The following is a 19,561-nucleotide window of genomic DNA, read 5'->3' as shown; positions in this document are numbered from 1 at the left end:
CCTGCCGCCCCACGTCACCCCGCGCCGTCAAGTCCGGGAGCCGAGGCGGGAGTTCAGCCGCCCGTCCCGTACCTCCGCGATCTCGTCCACCGCGTCCAGATGCGCCCGGTCGTGGGTGACCAGCACCGTCGCGGTGGCCCGCTGGTGGGTGAGGGTGGTCAGCAGGTCGAGGACGGCGGCGCCCCGTTCGTGGTCCAGGGCGCTGGTCGGCTCGTCGACGAGCAGCACCGCGGGCTCGTTCATCAAGGCCCGCGCGATGTTGACCCGCTGCCGCTGGCCGCCGGACAGCTGGTGCGGCCGGCGGTCGGCCTGGTCCGCCAGGCCGACCGCCGCCAGCAGCTCCAGCGCCCGGGAACGTGCCTGGCGGGGTGAGCGGCCGTCAAGATGGGCCATCACCTGGAGCTGTTCCGCGGCCGTCAGGGAGGGCAGCAGGTTCGGCTGCTGGAAGACCGTCCCGATGGTCGTCCGGCGCAGCGCCGTCAGCTCGGCGCGGCCCAGGCCCGTGGTGTCCGTGCCGTCGACCACCACCCGTCCGCTGTCCGGCGTGATCAGCGTCGCGGCGACCGCCAGCAGGCTGGACTTGCCGGACCCGGACGGCCCGATCACCGCCGTCATGCTGCCCGCCGGTACGACCAGGGAGACCGCGTCCAGCGCGGTCAGCCGGCCGTCGCCGTCGGGGTAGGTGAGGGTGACATCGGTCAGTTCGAGGCTCATCGGGCACTTCCCAGGGCGGTCAGCGGGTCTACGGACGTGATGCGGCGGATGGACAGCGCGGCGCCGACGGCACCGAGCGCGATCATGATCAGGGCCGGGACCAGCACAGTGGACGGGTCGAGGACGAACGGCACGGTGCCGCCGACCGCCGCGCCGACCCCGGCCGCCACGGCGGTGCCGAGGCCCGTACCGAGCGCCAGCAGGACGACGGCCTGCCCGAGCGCGTCCCGCAGCAGCGAACCGGTCGAGGCGCCGAGCGCCTTGAGGACCGCGACGTCGTCGCTGCGCTGGATCGTCCAGACCGTGAAGAACGCGCCGATGACCAGCGCCGAGATGGCGAACAGGAGGCCGCGCATCAGCTGGAGCGAGCCGTTCTCGGCGCTGTACGAGCCGATGGCCTGGAGGGCGGCGTCCGCGGTCACCGTCCGGGTGCCGAGCCGGGTGTCGGCGGCGGCCAGACCGGACGTCCCGGTGGTGGAGAGGGCGAGGACGGTCGCGCCCCCGGAGTCCGCGGCCCCGCCGGGGCTCCCGGCCAGCCGCTGCCAGTCGCCGAGCGAGGCCCACACGACCGGGGTGTGGCTGTACATCGCGGCCCCGGACACCGCCGCGACCGTGACCGTACGGCCGCCCAGGGCGAGCCGGTCCCCGGCCCGTACGCCGAGGGCGTCGGCGGCCTTGCCGGACAGGACGGCGGCACCGTCGCGGACCGCCCCCGGGGACGGCGCCAGACGCGAGCCGGGCCGTACGCCGAAGACGGACACCGCCGCCGTCCGGCCGCCGTCCGCCGCGGCCTTGGCCGTGGCGATCCCCAGCGGGTCGGCGCTGCGCACGCCGGGCACCCGGGCCCAGTCCCGTACCGTCCGCTCCGGCAGCCGGGAGTCGGCGAACGACAGCGAGCCTCCCTCGGCCGGGGCGGCGAAGACCAGGTGGTCGGCGGGCAGCGCGGTGATCGCCGAGGTGTTCTCCCGGCCCAGGCCCGCCGTCAGGCCGGACAGCAGACCCACCAGCACCGTGATCAGCACGATGACGGTGCCCATGAGCGCGAACCGGCCCTTGGCGAATCTCAGGTCTCTCCAGGCGACGAACACAGGCTTTGCCATCCTCGGGTCCACGGCGCCGGGCCCGCTGCCCGGCTGTCGTCCCCACCGTCGCCCGCCGGCGGGGTGCCGGGCATCGCGCCGAGGAGTGGTTCGCGGCCGCCGAAAGGTGCGGCCCGGCCTCCACCTTTGGATGCCGGTGCTCCACCTTTCGATTGATGCCGGGTGCCGGGGCGGCGCTTAGCCTGAAGAGGCCGTGACCGAAGAAGAGGCCGTGACTGAAGAAGCCGGGACCGACCACTCCCTCACCCCCGTCCTGCGCGCCCTGCGCCTCTGCCTCCATCTGATGGTGGCCGCGCTGCTCGGGCTCGCCGCCGTACGCGCCGTGGCCGACCAGTCAGCCGCCGCCCCGGCCGTCATCGCCACCGCCGTCGTGCTGCTCGCGCTGTACGTCCTCGGCCCGGCACTGCCCCGGGTGCGCACGTCCTCCCGGGCCGCCGCGCTCTGGCTGGCCGCGGTCGTCCTGGTCTGGATGGTGCTGCTGGCGCTCACCCCGGACGGCGTCTGGCTGGCCTTCCCGCTCTACTTCGTCCAGCTGCACCTGCTGCCGCTGCGCTGGGCGCTGCCCGCCGTCGCTTCCAGTACGGCCCTCGCCATCGCCGGATTCGCCTGGCACACCCACTCGCTCAGCGTCGGCACGGTCATCGGCCCCGTCCTGGGCGCGGCCGTGGCGGTCGCCGTCGTCCTCGGCTACCAGGCCCTCTACCGGGAGAGCGAGCAGCGCCGCCGCCTCATCGAGGAGCTCACCGAGGCCCGCAGCGAACTGGCCGCCGTCGAGCGGGCCGCCGGTGTACTCGCCGAACGGGAGCGGCTGGCCCGCGAGATCCACGACACCCTCGCCCAGGGCCTGTCCAGCATCCAGCTGCTGCTGAGGGCCGCCGAGCGCGCCATCCCCGAGCGGCCCGAAACCGCCCTCGGCCATGTCCGGCAGGCCCGTACGGCCGCCGTCGACAACCTCGCCGAGGCGCGCCGCTTCGTGCACGCGCTGAGCCCGCCGGACCTGGAGGCCGGGTCGCTGCCCGCCGCCCTGGAGCGGCTGTGCGCCGCCACCGCCCGCACGTCCGGCCTCGCCGTGCACTGCCAGGTCTCCGGCGCCCCCACCGCCCTGCCCACCCCGCACGAGGTCGCCCTGCTGCGCATCGCCCAGTCCGCGCTCGCCAACACCGTCCAGCACGCCGCCGCCCGGCGCGTCGAGCTGACCCTCAGCTACATGGACACCGAGGTCGCACTGGACGTCGTCGACGACGGCGCCGGGTTCGTGCCCTCCGAGGTGCCGCCGCCCGGCTCCGACGCGGCCGCCGGCACCGGCTTCGGGCTGGCTGCCATGCGCGCCCGGGCCCGCGCCCTCCAGGGGACCCTCGCCGTGGAGTCCGCCCCCGGGGAGGGCACCGCCCTCGCCGTCACCCTGCCCTGCCCCGCCGCCACCTCTGCCCAGGAGGCCGCCCTGTGACCACGACCGGCGCCCCCGTCCGGCTGCTGCTCGCCGACGACCACCCCGTCGTACGGGCCGGGCTGCGCGCCGTCCTGGAGACCGAACCGGACTTCACGATCGTCGCGGACGTCCCGACCGCCGAAGCGGCCGTGGACCTCGCCGGCCGGCTGGAGGTCGACGTGGTCCTGATGGACCTCCAGTTCGGCGGCCGGATGCTCGGAGCCCAGGCCACCGCCGAGATCACCGCCCGCCCCGGTGCGCCCCGCGTGCTGGTCCTGACCACGTACGACAGCGACGCCGACATCCTCGCCGCGATCGAGGCGGGCGCCACCGGCTACCTCCTCAAGGACGCCCCGCCCGAGGAGCTGGCCGCCGCGGTCCGCACCGCCGCCGCCGGGAAGTCCGCACTCGCCCCCACCATCGCGCTGCGCCTGATGGACCGGATGCGCACACCGGCCACCGCGCTCTCCCGGCGCGAGACCGAGGTGCTGCAGCTGGTCGCCGACGGCCTGTCGAACGCGAAGATCAGCAAGCGGCTCTTCCTCAGCCAGGCGACCGTCAAATCCCACCTCGTCCACATCTACGCCAAGCTGGGCGTCGACTCCCGTACGGCCGCGGTCGCCGCCGCCACCGCCCGCGGCCTGATCCGCCGCTGAGCCGCCTCCGGCCCCCGCGGAGGGTACGGCCGCGGTCCTCGGACCGGCGCTGTCGGTGCCGGGTGCGAGAATCGTCGACAGCACGACGACACCACCACGCCGTACGACGAGACAGCACCACCGCACGCGACGCTCGACGATCAGGGAGATCCACCCATGGCACCCGCCATCCCAGCCTCGATGGACCGGCCGCACTTCATCGGCATCGGCGGAGCCGGCATGTCGGGCATCGCCAAGATCCTCGCGCAGCGCGGCGCCCGGGTGGCGGGCAGCGACGCCAAGGACTCCGCCACGGCCCAGGCCCTGCGCGACCTCGGCGCCACCGTCCACATCGGGCACGCCGCCGAGCACCTCGCCCCGGACGCCACCAGCGTCGTCGTCTCCTCCGCGATCCGCGCCGACAACCCGGAGCTGGCCGCCGCCCGGCAGCGCGGCATCCCCGTCGTCCACCGCTCCGACGCCCTCGCCGCCCTCATGGACGGCCTGCGTCCCATCGCCGTCGCCGGCACCCACGGCAAGACCACGACGACGTCCATGCTCGCCGTCTCCCTCGGCGCCCTCGGCCTCAAGCCGTCGTACGCCATCGGCGGCGACCTCGACGCCCCGGGCTCCAACGCCGAGCACGGCAGCGGCCGGATCTTCGTCGCCGAGGCCGACGAGAGCGACCGCAGCTTCCACAAGTACGCCCCCGAGGTCGCCATCGTCCTCAACGTCGAGCTGGACCACCACGCCAACTACGCCTCGATGGACGAGATCTACGAGTCCTTCGAGACGTTCGTAGGCCGCATCCGCCCCGGCGGCACCCTCGTCATCGCCGCCGACCACCCCGGCGCCCGCGAGCTGACCGCCAGGATCGCCGGCCGCCACGACATCGAGGTCGTCACCTACGGCGAGTCCAAGGACGCGGACGTCCGCATCCTCCAGATCACCCCGCACGGCCTCACCAGCGACGTCACCGTCACCCTCACCAGCGGCAAGATCCTCACCTTCACCGTCTCCGTCCCCGGCCGGCACTACGCCCACAACGCCGTCGCCGCCCTGGCCGCCGGAGTCGCCCTCGACCTGCCGCCGCACACCCTCGCCGACGCCCTCGGCAAGTACACCGGCGTCAAGCGCCGCCTCCAGCTCAAGGGCGAGGCCGCCGGCGTCCAGGTCATCGACTCGTACGCCCACCACCCCACCGAGATGACCGCCGACCTGGAGGCCATCCGCGGCGCCACCCAGGAGGACGGCGGCCGGATCCTCGTCGTCTTCCAGCCGCACCTCTTCTCCCGCACCCAGGAGCTCGGCACGGAGATGGGCCAGGCGCTGGCCCTCGCCGACGCCTCCGTCGTCCTGGACATCTATCCCGCCCGCGAGGACCCGATCCCCGGCGTCACCAGCGCCCTGATCATCGACGCCGCACGGGCCGCCGGCGCGGCGGTCACCCCCGAGAGCGACAAGGGCGCGATCCCGGACCTGATCGCCGGAATGGCGAAGCCCGGTGACCTTGTTCTCACCATGGGCGCGGGCGATGTGACCGACCTCGGCCCCGCCATCCTGACCCGCCTGGGCAGCTGAGCTGAGGAGGCACCCCAGATGTCGTACGAGATCGACAAGCCCGACGAGCAGTGGCGCGCCGAGCTGACCCCCGCCGAGTACCAGGTCCTGCGCCAGGCCGGCACCGAGCCCGCCTTCGTCGGCGAGTACACCGACACCAAGACCGCCGGCGTCTACTCCTGCCGGGCCTGCGGCGCCGAACTGTTCCGCTCCGACACGAAGTTCGCGAGCCACTGCGGCTGGCCCTCCTTCTACGACCCCAAGGACTCCGACGCCGTGGAGCTCCTGGAGGACCGCAGCCACGGCATGCATCGCACCGAGGTCCGCTGCGCCCGCTGCGGCTCCCACCTCGGCCATGTCTTCGAGGGGGAGGGCTACCCCACCCCGACGGACCAGCGGTACTGCATCAACTCGATCTCGCTGCGGTTGGCCCCGGACGAGGGCTGAACCGGCGAATCGACGAGCGGGGCTTTCCTCTCCATCCGCTCGCACGGGCTTGGGCTGCCGGCACCGAGACCGAGGTGTGGCGCTGTTGCCCCGGGCCGACGCGCCCGGCCGAGGTTCCGGGACGTCAGGTCATGTCGGCATGACGGCCTGGATGCGGGAGAGGGTGAACACCCGTTGGTCTTCGCGGAGATGGCAGTACGCGGAGAGGAGCGGCGGGTCGAGTTCGAGTTCGCTCACGGTGCGGATGGTCCGGTTCCCCGAGACGGCGAGGTATTCGAGGGTGAGGGGTTCGTGCTCGTGGATGGCGTGGGCGAGCTGCCGGATGTCCGTCAGATTCAGCGCCTTCGCGTAGCCGGCGAGGATCTCTTCGGTGTCGCTCTGGAAGGGGACGCCGCGCCCCGGGTCGGGGTGCGGTTCGCGGTCCGGGGCAGACAGCAGGCGGAGCGCCAGTCCAGGGGGAGGGGCGGTGTGGCGGGGGTGTTGCCGGGGGCGGGGGCGGAGCTGCGTGGCGCGGGTCTGCCGGGGGCGTTCGAGGCGGACCGCTCCGTCCTCCGACTCGGCTACCGGTGCGTACCCCTCGGTGCGCAGGGCGTCCAGCGCCTCGGGTAGTGGGGTGCGGCAGAGCAGGACGCCGGGCGCGATGCTGCGCAGCCCGAGCCGGGACAGTGTGCGGTGGGCGGCGATCTCGGCGAGCAGCGCTGTGTCGTTGCTGTGGATGACGCACGCGGTGGTGGCGAGGCGGAGCCGTCCGTGCTTACGGGCGGTGTCGGCGATCAGGTAAGTGAGGGTCTGGGGCAGCTGGCCGTCCACGGTGTCGGAGAGGGCGGCCTGGATCTCGGCCGGGGTGCGGCCCGCATCCAGCGCCCGGCGCAGTGATGACGGACCGAACCGCCAGACAGATGCCGTGCCGTGGGCCTCCCGGTCGGCGAGCGAGTCCAGGAGCGCTGCGAGGCGGCCGGTGGGGGTGCCCATCACCACGGCGGTGAGGTCCGCTCCGATGCGGGTCCTTGAGGTGGCGCCGGGCAACAGGCGCCGGGCATGTGTGTGCAGGAGGTCTTCGTTGTCGTGCAGCACGGCCGCGCCGAACGGGGACAGGGCGCCGCGGGCCAGGAGCCCCAGCAGTTCGACCTCCCGGATCAGTCCGGCGAACGGGGTGGTGTCCTGGGGGAGTTCGTGGGCGAGTGGCCGGTGCCAGGTCACGAGCGGTCCCAGGTCGGCCGGGTTCCGTGCGCCGTGGGCGGCCGGAAGTCCGCCCGCCGCGGTGAGCAGCCCCTGGCGGGCAGCCAGGCAACCGGCGCAGGGCGACGTACGCCCCACGGCCGGCAGTGCCTTGCCCGCCTCGTCACGGGAGCCCGAGGGAGTGAGGCCGAGCAGCCACCAGGCATGGAGCAGAGAGGCGAACTGGTCGGCGGGGTCCGCTCCGGCCCACCCGTCGTACGCCTCGGTGACCGACAGGGCGCGCTGTTCGTAGGCCAGCAGCCCGGCGGCGTACGCGGTCTCCAGCACGAGGCGTACCACCGGCTCGTCACACCCGATGGCTTTGCCGAGGCGAGCCAGTTCGCGTGCTCCGACGCCGCCCGACTTCAGTGCGGTCACGGGGCGGGCCGCGCACTCCCTCAGCAGCGCGCCGGCCTGCCCCGTGAAGGAGGCGGCCGCGGCGGCTGCGTCACTCTCCACGTCGGAGGCGGTGAGGGACACGAAGGGGAGCTCGGGCGGCACCGGGTCGAAAGGGGCGTGCCAGCTGGGACCGCGTAGCGCTCGCGTCACCTCGGCGGGTACGCGCGCCGGCTCCATCGACCAGCCCCGGCCGACCAGCAGGGCCCGTTCCCACAGCCAGCGTTCTGCGGGGTCCTCGGTGACCGAGCCGAACATGATGGGCGTCCGGTCGCGGCGGACAGTCCGCTCCAGGAGGTCCAAGGCCCGCGGTGGTGCGGAGTCGAGGAGCGCTCGCAGGCGATCGGGGTCACGATGGTGATCGAGCACGGCGGCAAGGCGTTCGCGCTTCTTGGTGCCGGGTGCGAGACCGAGCGTCGTCGCGATCCTGCGCAGTGCGTCGGATGTCGTACCGGACAACAACTCGTCGAGCCCGGTGCCGAGACCGAGGGGTGTCTCCCAGGCATCGCGCAGTGCCGCCGCCATGTGCAGCACTCCGTCCGGGCCGGGCCAGACGAGCGCGTGCCCGCCGAGCGTGCACAGTGCCGTGTCGAGGCGGGCGGCGTCCGTGCCGAGCAGGCTTTCCAGCTCCGTGCGCGGGGCGGGAGCGCCGAGGGCCGCAAGCGCCTCGGCGACTTGGAGGCAGGGGCGCGACAGCAACGGCAGCGCTCGCGCGACCGACCCCGGCCGTTGCAGCCGGTCGGCGAGCTCACCCAGCGTGCGCGGCTCCGGTGGGCGTGCGCAGTCGGCGCGCGTGTCGAGCACACCCTGCAGTCGACCGGCGTCGAGGGTCCGCAGCCAACGCGTCAACACCGAGCCGTGGGAGCTGCCGATGACCATCACCCGTTCCGAGGCGCGAGTTTCCGAACCCGGCCCAGGCTAGTGCCGCCCCGGACGAGGAATGCGCGGGCTTGACAACCGGCCCCCTCCGGCTCCGGACTTGACCGCTCCGGGCAGGGAGGGCCCATGGCTCAGATGCGCCGCCCGAAGGACGCGGTCGAAGAACCACCACTTCAGCACTTCGCCGCTTCACAGGCTCCCCGCTTCAGTGCTCAGAGGCACGGCGGCGTTGGCGCGGCTTACCCGTTACCGGTCGAGTGCTTCGCGTTGCGCCGGGCTGAGGCGGTCCGGTCTCGTGGTGAGGGTGTACGTCCGACGGTTCGGGAGCCGGGGTCACCCCGTGGTCGCCGGTACCGTCACCGCCGTCAGCACCAGGCCCGCCCCGATCAGCCACCGGCCGCTGAACTCGGCCAGTTGCCGGCCGTCGACGACCGGGCCGGGGACGAGGAGGCGGGCGGTGAACGTGGCGTCGGTCGGGTCGAGGGTCAGCCGGGCCTCCTCGAAGCCCAGCCAGCGGCCGGTGAGCGGGTACCACGCCTTGTAGACGCTCTCCTTGGCGCTGAAGACCAGCCGGTCCCAGGAGACCTCCGGCTGGTGGGCGGCGAGCCGCGCGATCTGGTCGCGCTCCTCGGGGAGCGACACCAGGTCGAGGACGCCGGGGTCGTCGATCGGCTCGTTCGGCTCCGCGTCCAGGCCCAGCGCGCGGACGTCCGCCGCGCGGGCCACCGCCGCGGCGCGGTAGCCGCTGCAGTGGGTCATCGCGCCGACGACGCCGGCCGGCCAGCGCGGGGCTCGGCCCGGCCCGGGGAGCACCGGGGCCGGCGCGACACCGAAGGCGGCCAGCGCCCGGCGGGCGCAGTTGCGTACGGTGCCGAACTCCCGCTGGCGATGGGGAACGGCGTTCGCGACCAAGGCCCGCTCCTCCGGGTACATCTCCTCCACCGGGTCGTCGTGGAAGGACTCGGCGGCGGATATCGGGGCGGGCAGCAGCTTCTCGATCACGCAGGGACTCCGGTGGTCGCGACGGGGAGGATCTGGACCGGGCGGCCGGGGGAGCCGGAGCGGCGCCGCCATTCGCGAGGGTAGCCCAGTGACACCTCCTGGTGCGGCACACCGTCCGAGATGATCAGGCGGGGGATGTGCAGATGCCCGTAGACGACGGACGCGGCGCGGAAGCGGCGGGGCCAGTCGGCGGTGGCCTCGGTGCCGCACCACAGGGCGAACTCCGGATACCACAGGGGCCGGGTGGGTTCGCGGACCAGCGGCCAGTGGTTGACGAGAATGGTCGCGGCATCCTTGGGGAGGGCGGCGAGCCGGGCCTCCGTCTCCGCCAGCCGGGCCCGGCACCACGCCTCGCGCGTCGGATAGGGGTCGGGGTGGAGGAAGTACTCGTCGGTGCAGACCACCCCGGCCTTCTCGGCGAGGGCCAGCGCCTTCTCCTTGGTGTCCGCCCCCGGCATCCGGAAGGTGTAGTCGTAGAGCAGGAACAGCGGCGCGATGACGACGGGGCCGCCGGCGCCCTCCCAGACCGGATAGGGGTCCTCGGGGGTGAGGACACCCAACTCCCGGCAGATTCCGACCAGATGCTCGTAGCGGGCCACCCCGCGCAGCTGCACGGGGTCCTTGGCGGGGGTCCACAGCTCGTGGTTGCCCGGCACCCACACCACCTTGGCGAACCGCTCGCTCAGCAGGGTGAGCGCCCAGCGGACATCGGCTTCGTACTCCCCGACGTCCCCGGCGACCAGCAGCCAGTCCTCGTCGGACTCCGGCCGTAAACGTTCGACGATGTCGCGGTTCTCCTCGTACCGGACGTGCAGGTCGCTGACGGCGACCAGCCGGCCCTCCCGGGACGTGGGGGCGGGCCTGGTGGTGGCGTGCTCGGCGCCGGGGGCGAAGGTGCGGATCTCGTAGGTCACCTCTGAAGTAAAGACGGTGACGCGGGGAGAGTGAAGCGCGGCCCGGTGGCCAGGGGAGTGCGCCGCGGGGTCGTCACGGGGCCGTCACCGGCCCGTCACCGTGCCCCGGGGCGGGGGCGCCGCCGCGGCGGATACGGGTGGCGAGCCAGAGGTCGAAGCGGTCGTCGGGGTCGTCGAGGCGGCGGCCGGTGAGGTCCATGGCCTTGTCCAGGCGGTTGCGCACGGTGTGGCGGTGCACGCCGAGGAGGCGGCTGGTGGCGTCCCAGGCGCCGCCGGTCTCCAGCCAGGCGGCGAGGGTCGCGATCAGCTCCTCGCCGTTGTCCGCCAGGTCCAGCGGGCCCAGCACGGCATCGGTGTAGCCGTGCAGCGTACGGCGGTCGCCCAGGTCCAGCAGCAGCCGGGCGGCCTCGCTTTGCCGGGCCTCCGCGGGCCGGCCGCTGCTCCGGCTGACGGCGAGCAGCCCGCTCGCCTGGCGCAGCGACACCCGTACCGCCTCCGGCGCGGTGGCTGGGCCGATGCCCGCCGGGCAGTGCGGGGCGAACCGGCCGAGCACCGCGTGGATGTCCAGTTCCTCGCCCACCACGGCCTCGATGACCGGGCCCGGTACGGACGCCGGGCCGGCGGCCACCCGGACCAGCCCGCCGGGCATCGCCAGCGCCAGATCGGCGGCCGTCTCCTGGGCGGCGCCCTCGGCCGCCCCGGCCGCTGGCGGCGGGCCGCCGCGCGATTCCGGCGGAGCGGCCTCGACCACGATCCCCCGCACCCGTTCCGCGGTCAGGCCCGCCGAGGCGAGCAGGTCCCGGGCCCGGTCCGCCGGCAGCTCCTCGTCCGCCAGCAGCTCCGACAGCAGCGCCGACCGGCGCCGCCGCTCCGGCTCGTCGCGCAGATGGCGCCGCTCCAGCTCCAGGGAGAGCAGCGAGATCAGCCCCGGGACGACGGAGCGGGCGGCGTCGTCCGGGCGGCCGGTGAGCAGCAGCAGCCCGCGCAGCCGGCGGGCGCCCAGCGGCTGTACCTCCAGCTGCTGCCCGCCGGCGGTGCTCGACGCGCTGCCGCGCAGCCCGCGGGCGGCGACCCGCTCCAGCAGATCGCGGGCCTGGGCGAGCGGCGCCCGCGCCTCCGGCTCGCCGGCCGCCAGCTGCCGCCCCAGCGGGTCGAGGACGGTCGCGCCGACACCGGTGGCGGCGGTCCACTCCTCCAACATCGGCTGGAGCCCGTCGCTGGTCGCCGCCGCGGCCGTCAGCCGCCGCTGGGTGGCGAACGCCCGGTGCAGCACCTCGCGCTGCTCGTCGGCGCGGGCGTCGAAGACCGCCTTGGTGACGGCGATGAACGGCACCTCGTCCGGCACCGTCAGCAGCGGCAGGCCGGCTTCCCTGGCCGCCGTGACCAGCGGCTCCGGAGCCTCCTCGTACGGGAGCCCCTGCCCCAGCCCGAGCGCCAGGCAGGCCGCGCCCCCCTCGGCCACGTCCCGGACGTACGCCCGGCAGGCCGCCGGCTCCCTCGGCAGCAGCAGGCCGATGGTCATCAGCAGCTCACCGCCCTGGAGCCACTTCCCCGGGGCCGGCAGATCGGACACGGTCGCGGCTTCGACGGTGCGCGCCAGCAGCTCTGCAGGTACGTCGTAGGCCACCGCCAGATTCAGGCCGGGCCGGTCCAGCAGGTCCGAGATTCGCAGAGGCATGGACATAGTGTCCATCACGTAGGGAGGGGATGGACGATCCGGCGCGGCGTGGAGTGCTCGCCGTCGGGTGCGCGGGCGCTACTCCGCCACATCCACATCCACCACCGCCACCGACTCCGCCGCCAGCCGCAGCACCCCGTCGCCGTCCGGAAGCCGGGGCTCCGGCCAGCCCGCCAGCGCCCGGAACGCCGGCGTCCGGGCCCCCGCCGTCCGGGCCGCCGCGGCGACCGGCACGGCGGCCGTGCCGTGCGCCGCGAGGTTGACCGCCAGCCCGAGCGGGCCGCGGCGCAGCAGCAGCCAGCGGGCCTCCTCGTCGTAGGTGACCCGGGTGCGGGCCGGATCCGGGTCGGTCAGCGCGGGGTGGTCGCGGCGCAGCGCGAGCAGGGTGCGGTACCAGGCCAGCAGCGCGGCGTGCGGCGCGGCGGCGGGCTCGGTCCAGTCCAGGACGCAGCGGTCGCGGGTGGCCGGATCCTGCGGGTCCGGCCAGTCGGCGGCGGGGCCGCCCCCGTTGGCCGCCGCGCCGCCCTCCTGGGCGGCGAACTCCCGCCGCCGCCCGGCCCGTACGGCCTCCGCCAGCTCCGGGTCCGTGTGGTCGGTGAAGTACTGCCAGGGCGTACGCGCCCCCCACTCCTCGCCCATGAACAGCATCGGCGTGAACGGTGCGCACGCCACCAGCGCGGCGCCGCAGGCGAGCAGTCCGGGGGAGAGGTGGGCGGTGAGCCGGTCGCCGAGGGCGCGGTTGCCGATCTGGTCGTGGGTCTGGGCGTAGCCGAGCAGCCGGTACGGCGGCGTCGCCCGCAGGTCGAGCGGTGCGCCGTGCGCCCGGCCGCGGAAGCCGGAGTAGCTGCCGTCGTGGAAGAAGCCGCCGGTCAGCGTCTTGGCGAGGGCGGCGAGCGGGGCGCGCGCGAAGTCCGCGTAATAGCCGTGCGATTCGCCGGTCAGCGCGGTGTGCAGGGCGTGGTGGAAGTCGTCGTTCCACTGGGCGTGCAGGCCGTGCCCGCCGCTGGTGCGCGGTGCGGTGGTGCGCGGATCGTTGAGGTCGGACTCGGCGACCAGGAACAGCGGGCGGCGCAGATGCCCCGCCAGCGCGTCCACGGCGGCGGACAGTTCGGCCAGGAAGTGCCGGGCGCGGCCGTCGTGCAGGGCGTGCACGGCGTCCAGCCGGAGCCCGTCGACGCGGTAGTCGCGCAGCCAGCCCAGCGCGCTGCCGACGAGGTAGCGGCGCACCTCGTCGGAGCCGGGGGCGTCCAGATTGACCGCCGCCCCCCACGGCGTGTGGTGGGTGCCGGTGAAGTACGGCCCGAATTCCGGGAGATGGTTGCCGGACGGGCCGAGGTGGTTGTGGACCACGTCGAGGACGACCCCGAGGCCGTGGCCATGCGCCGCGTCAACGAAGCGCTTGAGACCGTCCGGTCCGCCGTACGGCTCGTGCACCGCCCAGGGGGCGATCCCGTCGTAGCCCCACCCGTGGGTGCCGGGGAACGGGCAGACCGGCATCAGGGAGACATGGGTGATGCCCAGGCCGGCGAGGTGGCCGAGGCGGGCCGCGGCGGCGTCGAAGGTGCCCTCGGGGGTGAACGTCCCGATGTGCAGCTCGTAGAGGACCGCGCCGGGCAGCGGGCGGCCGGGCCAGGGATGCTGCCAGGCGAACCGGCCGTGCTCGACGACCGCGCCGGGCCCGCCGGGGCCGTCCGGCAGCCGGGCGGCCCGGGGGTCGGGGCGCGGCGGGCCGCCGTCGATCCGGAAGGCGTAGCGGTCGCCGTGCCGGGCCGGCGCCTCGGCGCGCCACCAGCCGGCGCGGCCGGCCTCGCGCGCCAACGGGACGGCCGGTTCGGCGGACCGGTCACCCGCCCACTGGAGAGCGACCCGCCCGGCGTCCGGCGCCCACACCTCGAACAGCACGGCTGTCCTCCTTCGTTCGCGCTGCCGCCGGGAACGCCCCGGCCCCACGACGAAAGCACGCCGCCGCGCCGCCCGACAGTGCGACGTGGCGCGGCGGGCCGGTATCGGGCCGTGCGCTGCGCCGTTCCGGCGAGCCGCGCCGCGCCCGGGCCGCGACCGCGGTCCGCCCGCCGCACCGACATCGCCTGGACACCGGGTCACGGTGGCCGGAGAATCACGGTATGACTTCGCTCCAGTTCCCCGCGCGGCCCTCGGACGCCGACCGGGAACGCGCCCTTGAGCTGCTGCGTGACGGCGCGGCGCAGGGACGGCTGTCCCAGGACACCTTTCTCCGGCGGCTGGAACTCGTCCTGTCCGCTCAGCAGCAGTCCGAACTCGCCCTGGTCACGGCTGACTTGGAGAGCCGCGGCAAGGTCCAGGGGATGGTGCTGCGGATGGTCGGCCGGGTGTCGGCGTTCCACATCCGGGTGCGCAGGGCATGGAGTACGGAGCGGCTGCCGAAGCTGATGCTGCCGGAGCCCGGGCCCTTCCCGCTGCTGATCGGACGGGCGCCGGGCGTCGGGCTGCGGCTCAACCACGAGACCGTCTCCCGCAACCACGCCGAACTGCGCAGCGAGGGCAAGGGCTGGATGCTGCGCGACCTCGGCTCCACCAACGGCACCTGCGTCAACGGGCGCCGGGTGGTGGGCGAGATACCGGTCGGGCCGGGCGACCACATCCGCTTCGGGCAGGTGGACTACGTCCTGACGGAGCGTTGAGGGACCGCCCGGACCGGCCGCCCGACCAGGGCCGGTCCGGTGGGTCGGGGTCGGAAAGGCCCTAGGCTCCCCGATCCGCTCCCTCGCCCTCGGGTCCCTCCGGCAGGCACCACGCGCCCTCGCCCCGCACCGGCCGGTCCCCCGACGGGGCGGACGTCCAGACCCCCTCCCCGTGCGTCAGCCCCGGCAGCGCCGCCTCGCAGGCTCGCACCCGGCGCGCCGGGACCACCCCGCCGACCAGCCATGTCCGCCTCCCCCCTGAGGTCTCGGCGGAGGTCTCACCGATCTCCGCGCCCAGCGCCGCCAGCCGCGCGGCCACCGGGGCGAGCGCGTCGCACGGCAGCTCCGCCTCGAACGCGTGGTACGGCTCGTGGATCCGGGTGCCCGCACGGCCAAGTGCCCGCAGCAGGACGGCGGACGTGACGGTGCGGAAGTGCCCCGCCACGCTCACCGGCCCGACGAAACCGGAACGGGTCAGCACCACCCGGCAGTCGGTCACCGCCAGCCCCCGCGGCCCGCGCCGCAGCGTGGCCAGGGCGGTCTCCTCGACGGCCTGGTGGAAGCCGTGCGGCAGCGCGCCCAGTTCGGTCTCGTACGCGAACACCGGGCCGGAGCCGCGGGGGCCCGGCTCGACCCGCAGGCCGACGGTCGCCCACGGCCCGGTGTGGCCGCGCCGGGCGATCTCGTGGCACGCCTCGCCGGTCCCGCACGGCCGCTCGAAGCACACCACCCGGCTCGGCGCGAACTCCGCCTCGACGCCGTACTCCTGAAGCAGCGTCGCCGCGATGATCTCCTTCTGCACCTCGCCGTGCAGCAGCAGCGAGGTCGCGCCGCCGTCCGCGGGCCGCGCCTGGAGCAGCGGGTCCTGGTCGGCGAGGGCCAGCAGCGCGGCCCGCAGCGCGGCGGCGCGTGCCGGGTTCCGGGCCCGGACGAGGGTTTCCAGGGTGGGCGCGGCGAAGAGGCCAAGGTCACCCTGCCCGCCGGACCGGGCGTCGCCCCCACGGCCACCGGCGCCGCAGTCCGGGAGCGGCGTCCCGAGCCGGTCGCCGGTCCTGATGCCGGGCAGTCCGCGCAGTACCGCGATGTTGCCCGCGGTGAGCGGCCCGCCGTCCCCCGGCGGCCGGCCGACGACGTCGAGTCCGGTGATCCGCCCGGCCAGCGCCGTGCTGCCGCCGTCCGCGGTGCGGCGGTGCAGCACGACCCGCTGCCGCGGCCGCAACTCGCCCTCGTACAGCCGGACATGGGCCGTCCGCTCGCCACCCGGCGGCTGCCGCACGGCGAACACGGTGCCGCGCGGCCCGCCGCCGGACCGCACCGGCGCCGGCGGGATCAGCCCGGCCATGCCCGCGATCAGCGCGTCGACGCCCTGCCCGCCGAGCGCCGACCCGAAGTACACCGGGTGCAGCGAGCCGTCCGCGGTCCGGGCGGCCAGCGCGGCGCGCAGCTGCCCGGCGGACGGCGCCCCGCCGTCGACCAGCCGCGCCAGCACCGCGTCGTCCGCCTCCGCGACCACCTCGGCGATCCGCTCGCGGACCAGCGGGTCGGTCAGCGGGTGTGCGCTCGCGCGCGCCCGGGGCGTGCCGAGCCCGGCCACGGCCGTCATCGGGACGGCGACCGGGGCGAGGCCGCGGCGGATGTCCGCCAGCAGCGCGTCGCCCCGGGCGCCGGCCCGGTCGATCTTGTTGACGAAGAGCAGCGTCGGCAGCCGCAGCCGCCGCAGCGTCCTCATCAGCAGCCGCGTTCCGGCCTGTACGCCCTCCACGGCGGACAGCACCAGCACGGCGCCGTCGAGTACCCCGAGGGCGCGTTCGACCTCGGCGATGAAGTCGGCGTGGCCAGGGGTGTCGATGAGGTTGATCTGCACGTCGCCGGCGGTGAAGGAGGCGACGGCGGAGCGGATGGTGATACCGCGCTGCCGCTCCAGGTCACCGGTGTCCGTACGGGTGTCGCCGGCGTCCACGCTGCCGAGCCGCTCGATGGCGCCGCTGTCGAACAGCAGCCGCTCGGTCAGGCTGGTCTTACCCGCGTCGACGTGGGCCAGGATCCCGATGTTCAGGGTGCGGGAAGGCGAAAGGGCCATGGAAGGTGGATTCCTCAAGAACTGTCGTCCGGCTGGGGCGATGAGTAGTTCCGAGGAATCGGCGCATTCCGGGCTCCTTGGTCAGGGGATACGGGCGTACGGGCCGATGGTGCCAGCCCTACGCCCGGACGCAACCGAATTAGTCCGGGACGGGCCGCGGGCGACGACCCGTCGCCCGCGTCGGCGTACCCTGATGCACCGTCAGTCGCGCGCCCCCGGCTCCTCCCGTACGAGCAGCGCCACCGGCCAGCCCGCCAGCAGCTCCTGCACCGCCACCGCGGCCCCGCCCGCCAGCGCGCGGCCGGTCAGCAGCTCGCGCCAGGTGCCGCCGGGCGGCAGCCGCAGCACCGTGTCCCACCAGCCGCCGGTCTCCACCATCCGCAGCGACAGCCGGGTCACCGCCGTCACCACCCGCCCGCCGCGCGCGAAGGCCACGCAGTGCTCCGCCGCCGGGCCCGCCGCGGTCAGCGGCTCGTACGGCGCGGCGGCGCCGAACCACTCCGGATGGTCGCGCCGCAGCCGCAGCGCGGCCGTCGTCAGCCGCAGCTTCTCGGCCGACAGATCGCCCGGTGCGACACCCCCGTCCGGTCCGCCCGGTCCGCCCGGTCCGTCCGGCGGCTCGGGCCCGAAGCGCGCGGGCTGCCGGTTGTCCGGGTCGACCAGCGCCGCGTACTCCCGCTCGGTGCCCTGATAGAGGTCGGGGACACCGGGCATGGTCAGGTGCAGCAGCGTCGCCCCCAGGACGTTCGCCCGGACGAACGGGGCGAGTTCGGCGTCCAGCGCGGCCAGTGCGGCGGCTGCCGGGCCGCACGGCCCGCCGCGGACGAACTCCGCCACCGCCTCCTCGTACGCCGCGTCCGGCTCCGTCCAGGACGTCCGCAACCCGGCCTCCCGTACGGCCTTGAGGACCGCGGGCGCCACCCGGCCGCAGCCGTCGCCGGGCGCCCCCGCCGCCGGGCCCCCGGCGGCCGGCGACCCCAGCCCGAACGCGGTCTGCCAGGCCGTCCACGCCGCCATCGGATCCACCGGCAGCGCGTCCTGCGCGAGCTGGCTCCCGTCGCCCACCTCGCCCAGCACATCCCGCCAGCGGTCCGGGCACTCGGAGAGCACCGCGATCCGCGCCCGCACATCGGCACTGCGCTTGGTGTCGTGCGTGGAGAGCACCGTGCCGCTCGCCGGCCAGTCCCGCTGGATCCGCGCGCAGTACTCGTGGAACGTCCCGGGGCCCAGCGCGGGTTCCCCCGGATCGCCGCCGACCTCGCAGGCCGACAGCAGCACCGGATAGCGGTAGAAGGCGGTGTCCTCGACGGACTTGGCGTGCAGCGCGGACGCGGTCTGGGCGAACCGCACCGCGAAGTCTGCGATGTCCGCGGCGTTTTCGGTCTCCGCGACGTCGTCACCGGTCGCGGTGTGCTCGGCGTTCGCGGTGTCCGGGTCCTCCCCGGCGTCGGCACGGAAGCGCCCCAGCGCCAGATCGCGGACCAGGTCCACCGCCGCCGCCTCCTCCGGTACCCGGAACGCGGTCCGCGCCCGCTCGGCCGCCGCGTCCAGCATCGCCGCGTCCGCCGCCGCGCGCGCGGCATCCGCGCCCTGCGCCGCGTACGGCCGGTAGACCGGCAGCCGCACCAGCAGTTCGCGGATCGCCCGGCGCAGCGCCCACGGCGCATGGTCGCCCGGCCGCGGTGCCCGGTCGCTGATCCGGGACGCGGTGCGCACCAGCCGCGCCACCTCCGCGGCCAGATCGTGCGTCACCACCTCGTAGGCGGCCCGGCGCACCGTCTCCTCCCAGTCGCCGCCCTCGTCGGCAAGCGGGGTGACGAAGTCCCGGTAGTGCGAGAACAGCCGCCCGGCGCCCTGCGGGCAGACGAACAGCCCGTCGATGTGCCGCAGCGCGTCATAGCCCGTGGTCCCCGCGCACGCCCAGCCGTCCGGCAGCCGCTCGGCACCGGTCAGGATCTTCTCCACCACAGTCCAGCGCCCGCCCGTGCGCTCCCGCAGCCGCGCCAGATAGCCGGCGGGGTCCGCCAGCCCGTCCGGGTGGTCGATCCGCAGCCCCTCGATGACGCCCTCGCGCAGCAGCCGCAGCACCGTGCCGTGCGTCGCCTCGAAGACCTCGGGGTCCTCGACCCGGACCCCGATCAGCTCCGAAATGGTGAAGAAACGGCGGTAGTTGAGCTCGGTGCGGGCCAGCCGCCACCACGCCAACCGGTACCACTGCGCCTCCAGCAGCCGTCCCATCGGCAGCCGCTCGGTCCCGGGCCGCAGCGGGAAGGCGTGTCCCCGGTAGCGCAGCACCCGCCCCTCGACCGCGAACCGCCCCAACTCGTCGCCGATCCGCCCTTCCAGTACGGGCAGCAGCAGCCGCTGCCGGTGCCCGCCGTCCCAGTCGATGTCGAACCAGCGCGCGTACGGCGACGCCGGGCCGTCGCGCAGCACCTCCCACAGCGGGCCGTTCAGCGACACCGGCGCGGGCACCGCCATGTGGTTCGGCACGATGTCGGCGACCAGCCCGAGGCCGTGCGCGCGGGCCGTCGCCGCCAGCGCCCGCAGGCCCTCCTCACCGCCCAGTTCGGCCCGGACCACCGTGTGGTCGGTGACGTCGTAGCCGTGCGCGGACCCCGGCACCGCCTCCAGCACCGGCGACAGGTGCAGATGCGACACCCCGAGCCCGGCGAGATACGGGACGGCCCGCTCGGCGGCGGCGAACGGGAAGTCCGGCTGGAGCTGCAGCCGGTAGGTGGCGGTCGGCGACGGACTCGTGGGCTGCGTCATGGGAACACCCGTACCCCGCTGGCGGCCCGTTGTGTCATCGTGTTGCGTCATCTCGGGCCGCCCCGCATGTCGTGTCT

General features: G+C 75.0%; 14 protein-coding genes. 5 read left to right on the top strand and 9 right to left on the bottom strand.

Annotated features, from left to right (window positions below; genetic code table 11):
• Positions 1–27: 27 nt before the first annotated feature.
• A complete protein-coding gene (locus ACO1BR_RS18305; protein WP_426796127.1) occupies positions 28–714 on the bottom strand; it encodes an ABC transporter ATP-binding protein in 687 nt (228 codons plus the stop codon).
• Positions 711–1,802 carry an ABC transporter permease gene (locus tag ACO1BR_RS18300; RefSeq protein WP_426796172.1) on the bottom strand — a complete coding sequence of 364 codons (1,092 nt, stop codon included), beginning with the start codon at positions 1,800–1,802 and terminating at the stop codon, positions 711–713. Before ACO1BR_RS18300 ends, ACO1BR_RS18305 begins: the two co-directional genes overlap by 4 nt.
• A gap of 223 nt (positions 1,803–2,025) precedes the next feature.
• Here ACO1BR_RS18300 and ACO1BR_RS18295 point away from each other — a divergent pair, with 223 nt between their 5' ends.
• From ACO1BR_RS18295 to msrB, 4 genes are all read left to right on the top strand, one after another.
• A complete protein-coding gene (locus tag ACO1BR_RS18295; RefSeq protein WP_426796126.1) occupies positions 2,026–3,261 on the top strand; it encodes a sensor histidine kinase in 1,236 nt (411 codons plus the stop codon).
• Positions 3,258–3,899, top strand: coding sequence for a response regulator (locus ACO1BR_RS18290; protein WP_426796125.1), 642 nt, complete (start codon positions 3,258–3,260; stop codon positions 3,897–3,899). The genes ACO1BR_RS18295 and ACO1BR_RS18290 overlap by 4 nt, the downstream gene beginning before the upstream one ends.
• A 156-nt stretch (positions 3,900–4,055) precedes the next feature.
• Entirely contained in the window at positions 4,056–5,459 is a 1,404-nt protein-coding gene (gene murC, locus ACO1BR_RS18285) for a UDP-N-acetylmuramate--L-alanine ligase (protein ID WP_426796124.1), read from the top strand.
• An 18-nt stretch (positions 5,460–5,477) separates the two neighbouring features.
• Positions 5,478–5,885: a peptide-methionine (R)-S-oxide reductase MsrB gene (msrB, locus tag ACO1BR_RS18280; protein WP_426796123.1), complete on the top strand. Its 408-nt coding sequence runs from the start codon at positions 5,478–5,480 to the stop codon at positions 5,883–5,885.
• Between the two features lie 129 nt (positions 5,886–6,014).
• Here msrB and ACO1BR_RS18275 read toward each other — a convergent pair whose 3' ends face one another.
• The 5 genes from ACO1BR_RS18275 to treZ form a co-directional block, all read right to left on the bottom strand.
• Positions 6,015–8,378 carry a helicase C-terminal domain-containing protein gene (locus ACO1BR_RS18275; protein WP_426796122.1) on the bottom strand — a complete coding sequence of 788 codons (2,364 nt, stop codon included), beginning with the start codon at positions 8,376–8,378 and terminating at the stop codon, positions 6,015–6,017.
• 333 nt (positions 8,379–8,711) lie between these two features.
• Positions 8,712–9,380, bottom strand: a complete 669-nt coding sequence (locus tag ACO1BR_RS18270) for a 4'-phosphopantetheinyl transferase family protein (protein WP_426796121.1) — start codon at positions 9,378–9,380, stop codon at positions 8,712–8,714.
• Positions 9,377–10,294, bottom strand: coding sequence for a metallophosphoesterase family protein (locus tag ACO1BR_RS18265; RefSeq protein WP_426796120.1), 918 nt, complete (start codon positions 10,292–10,294; stop codon positions 9,377–9,379). The genes ACO1BR_RS18270 and ACO1BR_RS18265 overlap by 4 nt, the downstream gene beginning before the upstream one ends.
• A gap of 73 nt (positions 10,295–10,367) precedes the next feature.
• Positions 10,368–11,972 (bottom strand): PucR family transcriptional regulator, encoded by a 1,605-nt coding sequence (locus tag ACO1BR_RS18260; protein ID WP_426796119.1) that lies wholly within the window; start codon positions 11,970–11,972, stop codon positions 10,368–10,370.
• A 78-nt stretch (positions 11,973–12,050) separates the two neighbouring features.
• A complete protein-coding gene (treZ, locus tag ACO1BR_RS18255; RefSeq protein ID WP_426796118.1) occupies positions 12,051–13,874 on the bottom strand; it encodes a malto-oligosyltrehalose trehalohydrolase in 1,824 nt (607 codons plus the stop codon).
• Positions 13,875–14,095: 221 nt separating this feature from the next.
• Here treZ and ACO1BR_RS18250 point away from each other — a divergent pair, with 221 nt between their 5' ends.
• Positions 14,096–14,632, top strand: coding sequence for an FHA domain-containing protein (locus ACO1BR_RS18250; RefSeq protein WP_426796117.1), 537 nt, complete (start codon positions 14,096–14,098; stop codon positions 14,630–14,632).
• A gap of 61 nt (positions 14,633–14,693) precedes the next feature.
• Here the strand turns inward: ACO1BR_RS18250 and otr(A) are convergent, their stop codons facing one another.
• Together otr(A) and treY are read right to left on the bottom strand one after the other, a co-directional pair.
• On the bottom strand, positions 14,694–16,712 hold the full coding sequence (gene otr(A) / locus ACO1BR_RS18245; protein WP_426796116.1) for a tetracycline resistance ribosomal protection protein Otr(A): 2,019 nt from the start codon (positions 16,710–16,712) through the stop codon (positions 14,694–14,696).
• Positions 16,713–16,913: 201 nt separating this feature from the next.
• A complete protein-coding gene (treY, locus tag ACO1BR_RS18240; protein WP_426796115.1) occupies positions 16,914–19,484 on the bottom strand; it encodes a malto-oligosyltrehalose synthase in 2,571 nt (856 codons plus the stop codon).
• Positions 19,485–19,561: the final 77 nt, after the last annotated feature.

The organism is Streptomyces sp. YGL11-2 (assembly GCF_050054615.1).
Classification (GTDB): domain Bacteria; phylum Actinomycetota; class Actinomycetes; order Streptomycetales; family Streptomycetaceae; genus Streptomyces.
This window is presented reverse-complemented; position numbering and strand designations above follow the sequence as displayed.